Below are 12,397 nucleotides of genomic sequence, written 5' to 3'. Positions count from 1 at the left end.
CACCAGCCGATGACACGGAGCAGGAACTTTCGGTGAATCCCAGGTGCGGCACCAGATCATTGCCCCGAACGGTCGCCTGGAACCCCACCCGAACAGCACAGCACCCCCGGCCGCGGGCTCTTGTCGCGCGACCGGGGTCGATGTCGTCCCAGCCGCTTGGGAGGCCAGGTGCGGAACCTACTGGCCGACGAGCGCGGTCGCGCGCTCGATGATCGACGACGGGCTGGGCTGGGTGGCCATCTCCTCGCTCACCTCGCGCGCCGCCGCGCGGAACTCGGGCTCGGTGAGCAGCCGCTCGGCCATCGACCGCACCGTGGCGACGTCCGCAGTGGCCGGATCGTGGGACAGCCCGACACCCCGGTCCACGACCCGCTGCGCCGACATCGGATTGTCCGCGAAAGCGGGCAGGACCAGCTGAGGAACCCCGTAGTGCAGCGGCGCGGCGGTGGTGCCGGAACCACCGTGGTGCACCATCAGCGAAGCGGTCGGCAGGAACGTCGACAGCGGGAGGAAGCCGACGGAGCGCACGTTGGCCGGGAGCGTCCCGAGCTCGGCGAGATCGGTCTGGCCGGTCGCCAGGACCACCTCCACGTCCAGCGCACCGAGCGCCTCGATCACCACGGACAGGCTGCTGATCCCGGACATGATCGGCACCACGGTCCCGAGCGTGACGCCGACCAGCGGCCGCTCCGGCCGCCGCAGAGCCCACTCCGGAACCACCGCGCCACCGTTGAACGGCACGAACCGCATCGACCACCAGGGGACGCCGTCCTCCTTGTCCGGCTCGTCGCCGACCAGCCCGCCCATGCTGGGCGCCCGCGGATCGATCCGCGCGATCACCCGCGGCCAACCATCGGGAATGCCCAGCTTGTCGCGCAGCGCGAGGGTGATCTCGTCGTTCTCGTAGAAATTGCGCCCGTCTCGGAAATCCCCGTCCCGCGACGACCAGGAGACGCGGTTGCCCACCTCCAGCACCGGCACCCCGAGCGCCACCGCGGCCAGCCGCCCGGCCGCGTGGTCGGTGGTGTGGACGACGAGATCCGCGCCGAACGCCCGCCCGGCGTCGATGGTGCCTTCGGTCATCGTCAGCGTGAACAACCCGAACGGGCTGCCCGCCTGCGTGGCCTTCTCGTACGCCTCGGACATCCCCTTGGCCACGCCGAGCCGCTCGAGCTCCGGCGACTTCTCCCTCGCATTGATCCCGCGCAGCAGCACGTCCCACACGTCGTGATCCGGGAACACGTCGACGACGGGCAACCCGGCGCGTGCGCCGACATCGGTCATCACGGCGGTGGTCGCGACCAGAACTTCGTGCCCGGCAGCCCGAGCCGCCCAGATCAACGGGACGATCGGCAACATAAGCCCATAACCGGGCGCAGCGGTGAAGAGGATTCGCACGTCGGCCGAGCATGCCACCCCTCACCGACACCCGCACCCGATTTTCAACTCCCCGCGAGCAAGGGAACCTTCCTGTCACCGCCGCGGCGTCTCCCCGATCCGCCGCCGGTTAGATTCCGGGGTATGCAGCGAACGACCGACCGCGTCGACCTCTACACCGACGGCGCATGCAGCGGGAACCCTGGCCCCGGCGGCTGGGGCGTCGTGCTGCGCTACGGCGACCACGAGCGCGAGCTCTACGGCAAGGACGCCGCGACGACGAACAACAAGATGGAGCTCATGGCGGTCATCGAGGGCTTGGCCGCGCTGACGCGGCCGATGCCGACTGTCCGCATCTACACGGACAGCACGTACGTGCTCAAGGGCATCACGCAGTGGATGCACGGTTGGAAGCGCAACGGCTGGCTGACGTCCGCGAAGCAGCCGGTCAAGAACGCCGACCTGTGGCAGCGCCTGGACTCGGAATGCGCGCGCCACGGCGACGTGCAGTGGGAATGGGTGAAGGGGCACAACGGCCACCCGGAGAACGAGCGCGCCGACCGGCTCGCCTGCCAGGGCCGGGACGAAGCTCGCGCGGGTTGACACGCGGAAGGCGGGCCGCACCCGGGTGCGGCCCGCCTTCCGCGTCAGATCAGCTCGGGGCTCAGCCCTTGCGCTTGGTGATCTCCTCGGCGAGCTGCGGGGCGACCTTGAACAGGTCACCCACGACGCCGAAGTCGGCGATCTCGAAGATCGGGGCCTCGGGGTCCTTGTTCACCGCGACGATCGTCTTGGAGGTCTGCATACCGGCCCGGTGCTGGATCGCACCGGAGATGCCCAGCGCGATGTACAGCTGCGGGGACACGGTCTTACCGGTCTGCCCGACCTGGAACTGGTGCGGGTAGTAGCCGGAATCCACCGCCGCACGCGAGGCACCCACCGCGGCACCCAGGCTGTCGGCCAGCTTCTCCACGACCTCGAACGACTCCGCCGAACCGACACCACGGCCACCGGAGACCACGATCGAGGCCTCGGTGAGCTCCGGGCGGTCCCCGGCCTCGGCGGGCTGCCGACCGGTGATCTTCGCACCCGTAGCGGCCGGAACCTCCACCGACTCGACCGCAGCCGCGCCCGCGGCCTGCTCGGGCTCGATCGCACCCGGCAGCACCGTGACGACCGGCGTGCCCTTGGTGACCTTCGCCTTGGCGTCGTAGGCGCCACCGAACAGCGAGTGCGCCCCCACACCGTCGGCGTCGAGGTCCACGACCTCCGACAGCAGACCCGAACCGATGCGGATCGCCAGCCGACCGGCGATCTCCTTGCCGTCGATCGACGCCGATACCAGCACCGCCGCCGGGCCGGCGCTGCCAACCAGGTTGGCCAGCACACGCACCTGCGGGGTCACCAGGAACTCCGACGCCCCCGCGGACTCCGCCGCATACACCTTCGCCGCACCATAAGCCGCGAGGCTCTCGGCGAGCGTGCCGGTGGTACCAGGCTCGCCCACCACGACCGCGGACGGCTCACCCAACCGACGCGCCGCCGTCAGCAGCTCGTACGTGACCTTCTTGACCTCGCCGTCCACATGATCGACGAGGACCAGAACCTCAGCCATGAATCAATGCCTCCTCGAAAAACCGTGAACGACTCTCAGAGCAGCTTCTCGCCGGCCAGGAACTCGGCGACCGCCACGCCACCCTCGCCCTCGTCGGTGACCTTCACACCACCGGACTTCGGCGGCTTCGGCGCCGACTCCACCACCTGCGAACCGGCGCCTGCCAGCCCCACCTCGCCCGCGTCGATCCCGGCATCCGCCAGCGACAACACGCTGACCGGCTTCTTCTTCGCGGCCATGATGCCCTTGAACGACGGGTACCGCGGCTCGTTGATCTTCTCCGTCACCGACACCACCGCCGGCAACGCCGCCTCGACGTTCAGGATCCCCGCGTCGGTCTCCCGCTCGATCTTCACACTCGAGCCGTCGGTCCCGACCTTGCGGGCGAAGGTCAGCTGCGGCCAGCCCAGCACCTCGGCCACCATCGCCGGCACCGCTCCGGTGCGGCCATCCGTGGCCTCGTTACCGGCGATCACCAGATCAACACCCTCGAGGGTCCCGATGACCTTCGCCAGCGCGCGAGCGGTCGACGGCGCATCCGTGCCGTGCAGCGCCTCGTCCGAGAGGTGCACCGCCTTGTCGGCACCCATCGACAGCGCCTTGCGGATCGCATCCGTGGCACGCTCCGGACCCATGCACACGACGGTCACCTCGCCGCCCTGGGCCTCCTTGATCAACAGCGCTTCCTCCACCGCGCGCTCGTTGATCTCATCCAACACCGCATCGGCCGACTCGCGGTCCAGGGTGTGATCCGCAGCAGACAGCTTCCGCTCGGAATACGTGTCGGGCACCTGCTTGACCAGGACGACGATGTTCATGGGCCCTCTTCGACCTCCTGCGGACAGACGACGCTCGCTGGTCCTCCAGCGGCTTTGCTTGCGGACCCGGCGCTGCGCAGTCCGGGTAGGTTGACCTTGCCACGTCATTGTGCGAAAAGCACAGTGACGCCAACCACCCAGAATGTTACTAGCCGGTAGCACCGGTGCAACCAGGCCCCGCACGTGACGGTACTCACCCCCACAGGCGTCGAATTCGCCCGGTCGCCGTGACGACATTTTCTGCCGGGGCAGATGTACCGAGTTCCTACCAATTAGTAGCCTGGCCCGCATGAGGCAACGCGTCGCCATCGTGACCGACTCGACGGCTTCCATCCCGCACGACGTCGCCGAGCAGCTGGGCATCTCCGTCGTCCAACTGGAGCTCAAGGTCGGCGACGAGCGGAACGACGAGCGCCGGGTGCCGCACCCGACGCTGGCCCAGGCGATGCGCGACGGCATCCCGGTGGAGACCGGCGAACCGCCACCACCGGCCTTCTACTGGAACTACACGGACGCCGCCGCCTCCGGCGCCGAGGCGATCATCTCCATCCACATCTCGGAGGGCCTGTCCCGCACCTGCGAGTCCGCCCGCGCCGCGGCCACCGAGATCGGCATCCCCGTCTACGTGGTCGACTCCCGCCTGGTCGGCCTTGGCCTGGGCTTCCCGGTGATGGCCGCGGCCGAGGCCGCCGTCGCCGGCGCGACCCCGCAGGGCGTGATGAGCGTGCTGGACCGGCGTCTGCGCACCACCACGCAGCTGCTCTACGTAGACACCCTGGAGTACTTGCACCGCGGCGGCCGGATCGGGCGCGCCCAGGCCTGGCTCGGCCAGGCTCTGTCGATCAAGCCGGTGCTGGTCCTCAAGGAAGGCATCATCGACCAGCTGGCGAAGGCCTTCGGACCGGACCGGGCGCTCAAGAAGGCGGTCGCGAACGCGGTCCAGCGATCCGGCAGCGGTCCGGTCGACATCGGTGTCGAGCACTTCCAGTTCGCCGATCGCGCCCAGCGCGTGCTCGACGACCTGCGCTCCCAACTTCCCCAGGTCCGCCGCATCACCCTTGAGGAAACGAGCGCGGTCCTTGGCGCACACGTCGGGCCCGGCGCCCTGGGCGTGACGATCTCTCCCGCCACTTAAGCGGCAAAGCCGCACTGCGCTGCGTTCGCCGGACGACGGTGAGTCTCCCCATCCCCAACGGGTTTTCGGGTCGATGACCCGCTTGAGGCGCCGATTCCCGCGCTTTCCCAGCGGGTTCCACACCGTCGAGTGATGCGAACTGTTGTTCGAGCGCGAATACTCGATGTTGGGCGGTTCGAAGCGCGCCAGTTCTCCAAGCACGCGGCTCGGAGCAAATAGCGCTTCGGAAGCACCGAACACGGCCATCCGCCGTGTTCGCCCGACATACCAACCCGAACCCGGAGGGGATCAGTCATGCATGTCTCGACCGTGCTCAAGTGGTTGTCCGGCTCGTCTACCGTGTCGACGAGCGCCGGATCAGCGCTCCAACTTGTCCATCGCGCGGTGGATGCGCTTCACCGACACCGGCTGCGACGTGCCGAGCGTCTGCGCGAACAGGCTCACCCGCAGCTCCTCGATGAGCCATCCGATGCTCCGCAACGCCTCGCTCGGGGAACGCCCCTGCGGCACCCCGGCCAACAGATCCCGATAGCGCTGCTGGACCTCGTCCACTTGGAACATCCAGTCCCGGTCGCGCTGCGGGTGGTATTGGAGCTTGTCCAGCCGCTGCTCGATCGCCCGCAGGTAGCGCGCCAGATCGGACAGCCGCGCGAAACCCGTTCTGGTCACGAAGCCGGGATGCAGCAGCCCGTCCAGCTGGACGCGGATGTCGGAGATCGCGTCGGCGTGCAGCCCTGCAGGCTGGTCGGCCAACAACGCCTCCACCCGCTGCGCCGCCACCAAGACCTGCTCCACTTTGGACACCGCTTCGACGGTGACCTCACCCAGCCATGCCCGCACCTTGTTCTGGAGGGAGTCGAACGCCGCCTCGTCCCACACCGGCCCGCCGTTGTCCGTCATCAGCTTGTCGACGGCGCAGCTCACGCAGTCGTCGAGCACGGCGGCGAGGTCGCCGTACCGGCTGCTGCCCAGCACCAGCCGGGTGGTGCTGCTCATCCCCCGCTGGATGGACTTCACCGGCGACGGGAGGATCAGCAGCAACAGCCGGCGGGTGCCGTCCCACAGCGCGTGCTGCTGCTCCTCTTCGGTGTCGAACATCCGCACCGCGACGCTGTCCCGTTCGTCGACCAACGCCGGGTACGCCTTCACGGCGTGCCCCGACCGCTGCTGCTCGAAGGTGCGCGGCAACCGGCCGAAGTCCCAGGAGCGCAACCCGCTCTGCTCGACGTCGTCCGCAGCGGCGGAGATCTCCGCGCGCAGCTTGGGTTTCAGCCGCTGCTTGAGCGACTCCAGGTCCTTGGACTCGGCGAGCCTGCACCCCTTGCCGTCCACGACCCGGAAGGTCATCGTCAGGTGGTCGGGCACCCGGTGGAGGTCCCACTCGGAGCGCGGCACCACCACCCCGGTCATGCTCTGGAGCTGCCGCTGCAGGCCGTCCAGCAGCGCGCCGTCCGGCGAGGTCATGCGGGACAGCGCCGCCTTGGCGAAGTCCGGGGCCGGGACGAAGTTCCGGCGCACGGTCTTCGGCAGCGACTTCAGCAGTGCCGTCACGAGTTCCTCGCGCAGGCCCGGGATCTGCCAGTCGAAGCCGTCCGGTTCGATCTGGTTGAGCACGGCCAGCGGGATGTGCACGGTCACCCCGTCGGCGTCGGCGCCGGGTTCGAACTGGTAGGACAGCGGCAGCCGGTGACCGCCCTGCAACCAGAAGTCCGGGTAGTCCTGGTCGCTGACCGCCGCCGATTCCCGGTTGATCAACATCGATTTCTCGAAGTTGAGCAGGTCCGGCCGTTCCTTGGCGGTCTTCGTCCACCACGCGTCGAAGTGCCTGCCGGAAACCACGTCCGCGCCGATTCGCTGGTCGTAGAACTCGAACAGCGTCTCGTCGTCCACCAGGATGTCGCGCCGCCTGGCGCGCTCTTCGAGGTCCTCGACCTCGTCGAGCATCGCCCGGTTCTCGCGGAAGAACGCGTGCCGGGTGTCCCAGTCGCCCTCCACCAGCGCGTGCCGGATGAACAGCTCGCGGCTCAGCTCCGGGTCGATGCGCCCGTAGTTGACCTTGCGGCCGACCACGAGCGGCACGCCGTAGAGGGTGACCCGTTCGGCGGCGATCACCGCGGCGCGGTCCTTCTCCCAGTGCGGCTCGCTGTAACTGCGCTTGACCAGGTGCTGCGCGAGTTGTTCCACCCAGTCCGGTTCGATGCGAGCGGCGATGCGCGCCCAGAGGCGGGAGGTCTCCACCAGTTCCGCGGCCATCACCCAGCGCGGCGGCTTCTTGAACAGCGACGACCCGGGGAACACGGCGAACCGGGCGTTGCGCGCGCCCTGGTACTCGTTCGAACCGCGCCCGGGCGGCCCCGACTTCTTCTCGGTCTTCTTCTCCACGTCCTTGAGACCGATGTGCGACAGCAGACCGGCCAGCACCGACTGGTGGATCCGCGCCGCGTCGGCGTGCTGGTCGCCGAGGGTCATGCCCATCGACTTGACCATCTGCCGCAGCTGGCCGTAGAGGTCCTGCCACTCGCGGACCCGCAGGTAGTTGAGGAAGTCGGTCCGGCACAGCTTCCGGAACTGGTTGGACGACAGTTCCTTCTGCTGGGTGCGCAGGTACCGCCACATGCTGAGGTAGGCGAGGAAGTCGGACTCGGCGTCCTTGTCGACGAACCGCGCGTGCTTCTGGTCGGCGGCCTGCTGCTTTTCCGCCGGTCGTTCGCGGGGGTCCTGAATGGACAGCGCGGCGGCGATGACGAGCACGTCGCGCACGCAGCCGTTGCGGTCCGCTTCGAGGACCATCCGGGCCAGCCGCGGGTCGATCGGGAGCTGGGCGAGCTTGCGGCCGACCGGGGTCAGCCGCTTGTGCAGCTCGGTCTTCGAGCGGTCCAGCGCGCCCAGTTCGTGGAGCAGGTTGACGCCGTCGGTGATCTGGCGGCGGTCCGGCGGCTCCAGGAACGGGAACGACTCGATCTCGCCCAGCCCCAGCGAGGTCATCTGCAGGATGACCGAGGCCAGGTGGGTGCGCAGGATCTCCGGATCGGTGAACTCGGGGCGGGACTCGAAGTCCTCCTCGGAGTACAGCCGGATGCAGATACCTTCGGAAACCCGGCCGCAGCGGCCCTTCCGCTGGTTCGCGGACGCCTGCGAGACCGGTTCGATGGGCAGCCGCTGCACCTTCGTCCGGAAGCTGTACCGGGAGATGCGGGCGGTGCCGGGGTCGATGACGTACTTGATGCCGGGCACCGTCAGCGAGGTCTCGGCCACGTTGGTGGACAACACGATCCGCCGACCGCTGTGCGGCTGGAACACGCGGTGCTGCTCGGCAGCCGTCAGCCGCGCGTACAGCGGCAGGACCTCGCTGTTGCGCAGGTTCTGCTGCTTCAGGGCGTCGGCGGCGTCCCGGATCTCCCGTTCACCGCTGAGGAAGACCAGGATGTCGCCCGGCCCCTCGGCGCAGAGCTCATCCACCGCGTCGCAGATGGCCTGCGTCTGGTCGCGCACCACGTCCTCGGTCTCGTCCGAGTCGTCCAGCAGCGGGCGGTACCGCAACTCGACCGGGTAGGTGCGCCCGGAGACCTCGATCACCGGCGCGTCGTCGAAATGCCGCGAGAAGCGCTCCGGGTCGATGGTGGCCGAGGTGATGATCACCTTCAGGTCGGGGCGGCGCGGCAGCAGCTGCTTGAGGTAGCCGAGGATGAAGTCGATGTTCAGGCTGCGCTCGTGCGCCTCGTCGATGATCAGCGTGTCGTAGCGCCGCAGCAGCCGGTCGTGCTGGATCTCGGCCAGCAGGATGCCGTCGGTCATCAGCTTGACCAGGGTGTCGGCGCCGGCCCGCTCGGTGAAGCGCACCTGGTAGCCGATGGCGCTGCCGAGCTCGGTGTCGAGTTCCTCGGCGACGCGTTCGGCAACGGTGCGGGCGGCCAGCCGCCGGGGCTGGGTGTGGCCGATCATGCCCTGGATGCCTCGGCCCAGCTCCAGGCACATCTTCGGCAGCTGCGTCGTCTTTCCGGAGCCGGTCTCGCCAGCGACGATGACGACCTGGTTGTCGCGGATCGCCGCGAGCAGGTCGTCCCGGCGCTGGCTGACCGGCAGCGCCTCGGGGTAGCTGATCTTGGGCACGTTGCCCCGGCGCTGCTCGAGCCGCCGCTCCGCGGCCTCGACGTCGCCGGCGATCTCGGCCGTCACGGCCTGCAGTGCCTGCGGATCGCGGATCTTGCGGGCTTCCTCGATGCGACGACGCAGCCGACGCTGGTCGTGCAGCATCAGCTCAGGCAACCGTTCTCGCAGATCGACGAGCGGAGATTCAACAGACGACGTACCCATACTCCGTCCAAGCATAGAGAAGGCGTTGCGTCGGCTGCCTCTGGTTTTCGCCGCAGCCACGGCGCGCACACCCGGAAGGGGAAATCGAGTGACCCAGGGCACTCAGCCCCACTCGGCGTGGCACAGGTATGCCATTGCGGAGTCGCCGACCCGGGTCAGCACCGCGGTCGCTTCCTGCGTGCCGTTCAGCTTCAGCCGGCGGCGCAGGGCGTCCGGGTCCACGTCGAGACCGCGGACGAGGATCTCCAGCCTGCCCACGTCGTGGCTGCGCAGCAGCGTGCGCAGCGACTTCTCGCCGTACCGGCCGTGGTCGAAGACCCGGAAGGCGCGGACGCCCGGCGGCGGATCGTCGCCTGTCAGATAGGCGATACGCGGGTCGAGCTGGGCGAGCCCGTGCCGCGCGGCGTAGTGCCTGACGAGGCCGGCGCGCACCACGGCGCCGTCCGGGTCGACGATCCACTGCCGAACTTCGACGGCCGGGCAGTCGTCCGGCTCCGCGTCGGTGATCGTCCAGCCAGTGCCATCCGGCCGCAGCACCGTCGCCCGGCGCCGAACCACGCGGTCGGCCAGCCCGCCGAACCACAGCGCGGCTTCCCGGACCTGCCCGGCCAGGGACACCACCTCTGCCTCGGCGGTGTCCGGGACCGCCGCGAAGTCCAACCCCGGTGCGCACTTAACCACGAGATCGCGTCGGGCGTACACGTCGAGCAGATCGTCCAGCGGCGGGACGAGGTCCGCCGGGTTCCAGCGCCGCCGACCGGCGTCGTCCCGGCGCGCCGGGTCCGCGACCACGGCCGTGCCCCGGGTCACCGGATGCAACGCGTCGGCCTCCACGAGCACCGCCGACCGCCCGGAAACCGCGAGGTTGTGCTGGGCCATCGACAACCGGACACGATCGAGGTCGGAGCCGGCGCAGCGCGCCGCGAAGGTGGTCAGCGCAACCAGGTCCGCGCCGATGGAACAGGTCACGTCGTGCACGTCACGCCCGGCCAACCGCTGTGCGCGATGCCTGGCCACCATGCTGGCCGTCGCCTGCTGCAACGCCGCGTCGGTGAACAGCCAATCCGCGCAATCATCCAATTTGGACTCGGCACGACGCCGCAGCACGGCCGTCTCCAACGCGGCGGCCGCGAACCGCTCACCGACGAGCTTGCGGGCGGCGGCGACGTCCTTGAGCCGCGTCGAACTGGTCAGCGCGAGCCCGGAGAGCTCGGCGACGGCATCCCGACCGGCCGCCGAGCGCAGGAAGACGACGTCCTCCAAATCGAAGCTGTACCCCACCAGAACTCCTCAACACCGCTGCCGGAACCACGCTCCGGCAGCGAAGCCGCAGGACGAGCTGGTGGGGCGAGCTGTCACGATCCGTTCCGTCCGGATTCAGTTCCCGGTGAACTTGGCTTTGCCCGGGCCGTTCTCGATGAACGAGCGCATCCCGATCTTCTGGTCTTCGGTGGCGAAGGTGCCCGCGAAAAGGTGGGTCTCCAGCTTCAGCCCGGTGTCCAGGTCGACGTCCAGCCCACCATCGATCGCCGCCTTGGCCGCGGCCAGCGCGCGAGCCGCACCGCCGGTGAACTGCTCGGCCCAGCGCCGCGCCGCGGCGTACACCTCGTCGGGCGCCACGACCTCGTCGATCATGCCCAGCGACAGCGCTTCCTGGGCGTCGACGAAACGCCCGGTGTAGACGATGTCCTTCGCCTTGCTGGGCCCGATCAGGCGGGCGAGCCGCTGCGTGCCGCCCGCGCCGGGGATCACACCCAGCAGGATCTCGGGCTGGCCGACCTTGACGTTCTCCCCTGCGATGCGCCGATCGCAGCTCAACGCCAGCTCGAAACCGCCGCCGAGGGCGTACCCGGTCAGGGCGGCCACGGTCGGTTTCGGGATGGCGGCGACGTGGCTCATCGCATCCGACAGGCCGCGCTCCTCCTTGCGGGCCATGTCGGCGTAGGACATCTCGGCCATCTCCTTGATGTCCGCGCCCGCCGCGAAGACCTTCTCGCCGCCGTAGACGATCACGGCGCGAACGTCGGAGCGCTCGGCGGCCTCGATCGCGGCGTCCCGCAACTCCGTCTCGATCTGCCGGTTCAACGCGTTCATCGGCGGCCGATCCAGCCGGATCGTCCCGATCGCGCCGTCCACCTCAAGCCTGACGAACTCGCCCACGCAGCAACCTCCTCGTCGAACCGCCACCTCGCGGGCAGGCTATCGCGCACCACCCCGAACCTGCTGTGTCGCGGATCTCAGCCGCGCCGCCGGGCGAAGAACCGGTCGCCGCTGCGCTGCAGTTCCAGGTCCTGGTCGAAGGTCTTGGACAGGTTGTCCTCGGTGAGCACGTCGTCGAGCATGCCTTGCGCGACGATGTTCCCCTCACGCAGCAGCAGACCGTGGGTGAAGCCCGGAGGAATCTCCTCGACGTGGTGGGTGACCAGCACCGATGCGGGCGCGTCCGGGTCCATGGCCAGCGCGGACAACCGCGCCACCAGGTCCTCCCGGCCGCCCAGGTCCAGCCCCGCAGCCGGCTCGTCCAGCAGCAGCAGCTCGGGATCGGTCATCAGGGCCCGCGCGATGGTGGTGCGCTTGCGCTCCCCCTCGGACAACGTCGCGTACTCGCGATCGGCCAGGTGCGCCACGCCGAGCATGTCGAGCAGTTCGGCGGCGCGGTCGGTGTCCAACGTGTCGTATTCCTCGCGCCACCGGCCGAGCACCGAATATCCGGCGCTGACCACGACATCGCGGACCAGTTCGTCGCCGGGGATGCGGGCAGCCAGGGCCGCCGAGCACAGGCCGATGCGGGTCCGGAGGTCGAACACGTTGGTCTTGCCGAGCCGTTCGCCGAGCACGTCGACGCTGCCCTCACTCGGGTGCATCTCGGTGCTGGCCATCTTCAGCAACGTCGTCTTGCCCGCCCCGTTGGGGCCGAGCACCACCCAGCGCTCGTCGAGCTCCACCGACCAATTCACATCGGCCACCAGCGTGGTCTTGCCCCGCCGAACACCGACGCCATCCATCCGGATGACCAGGTCGTCCACGTCTACCTCCCAGCCGTGACTGACCGCAGCGCCGCGGCGACGCGCAGGCGGTTCGTCTCCGTCCGGACCGCCGCAGGTATCCGGCAGGTCCCTCCGAGGCCCCATTGTTCCG

9 protein-coding genes are annotated in these 12,397 nt (G+C 69.2%); 2 read left to right on the top strand and 7 right to left on the bottom strand.

The window, feature by feature from the left end:
* Positions 1-177 precede the first annotated feature (177 nt).
* On the bottom strand, positions 178-1,359 hold the full coding sequence (locus tag DL519_RS36945) for a glycosyltransferase (protein WP_223839991.1): 1,182 nt from the start codon (positions 1,357-1,359) through the stop codon (positions 178-180).
* A gap of 162 nt (positions 1,360-1,521) precedes the next feature.
* Between DL519_RS36945 and rnhA the strand changes: the two genes are divergently transcribed.
* Complete coding sequence (gene rnhA / locus DL519_RS36940) at positions 1,522-1,980, top strand: ribonuclease HI (protein ID WP_190821737.1); 459 nt, start codon at positions 1,522-1,524, stop codon at positions 1,978-1,980.
* A gap of 61 nt (positions 1,981-2,041) precedes the next feature.
* Here rnhA and DL519_RS36935 read toward each other — a convergent pair whose 3' ends face one another.
* Together DL519_RS36935 and DL519_RS36930 are read right to left on the bottom strand one after the other, a co-directional pair.
* Entirely contained in the window at positions 2,042-2,992 is a 951-nt protein-coding gene (locus tag DL519_RS36935) for an electron transfer flavoprotein subunit alpha/FixB family protein (protein ID WP_190821735.1), read from the bottom strand.
* Positions 2,993-3,027: 35 nt separating this feature from the next.
* On the bottom strand, positions 3,028-3,810 hold the full coding sequence (locus DL519_RS36930) for an electron transfer flavoprotein subunit beta/FixA family protein (RefSeq protein WP_190821733.1): 783 nt from the start codon (positions 3,808-3,810) through the stop codon (positions 3,028-3,030).
* 289 nt (positions 3,811-4,099) lie between these two features.
* On the opposite strand from DL519_RS36930, the gene DL519_RS36925 reads away from it, so the two are divergent.
* Positions 4,100-4,945 (top strand): DegV family protein, encoded by an 846-nt coding sequence (locus DL519_RS36925; protein WP_190821731.1) that lies wholly within the window; start codon positions 4,100-4,102, stop codon positions 4,943-4,945.
* Between the two features lie 357 nt (positions 4,946-5,302).
* Here DL519_RS36925 and hrpA read toward each other — a convergent pair whose 3' ends face one another.
* The 4 genes from hrpA to DL519_RS36905 form a co-directional block, all read right to left on the bottom strand.
* Positions 5,303-9,199 carry an ATP-dependent RNA helicase HrpA gene (hrpA, locus tag DL519_RS36920; RefSeq protein WP_449619152.1) on the bottom strand — a complete coding sequence of 1,299 codons (3,897 nt, stop codon included), beginning with the start codon at positions 9,197-9,199 and terminating at the stop codon, positions 5,303-5,305.
* A 162-nt stretch (positions 9,200-9,361) separates the two neighbouring features.
* Entirely contained in the window at positions 9,362-10,540 is a 1,179-nt protein-coding gene (locus DL519_RS36915) for a THUMP-like domain-containing protein (protein WP_190821727.1), read from the bottom strand.
* Between the two features lie 96 nt (positions 10,541-10,636).
* Positions 10,637-11,419 (bottom strand): enoyl-CoA hydratase/isomerase family protein, encoded by a 783-nt coding sequence (locus tag DL519_RS36910; protein ID WP_190821725.1) that lies wholly within the window; start codon positions 11,417-11,419, stop codon positions 10,637-10,639.
* Between the two features lie 77 nt (positions 11,420-11,496).
* The gene (locus tag DL519_RS36905; protein ID WP_190824444.1) at positions 11,497-12,264 is read right to left on the bottom strand and encodes an ABC transporter ATP-binding protein; all 768 of its coding nucleotides are present in this window, start codon (positions 12,262-12,264) and stop codon (positions 11,497-11,499) included.
* Positions 12,265-12,397: the final 133 nt, after the last annotated feature.

The organism is Saccharopolyspora pogona (genome assembly GCF_014697215.1).
In the GTDB taxonomy this organism is placed as follows: Bacteria; Actinomycetota; Actinomycetes; order Mycobacteriales; family Pseudonocardiaceae; genus Saccharopolyspora; species Saccharopolyspora hattusasensis.
The sequence above is the reverse complement of the archived record's forward strand: the minus strand, read 5'-3'. Positions and strand labels throughout refer to the sequence as shown.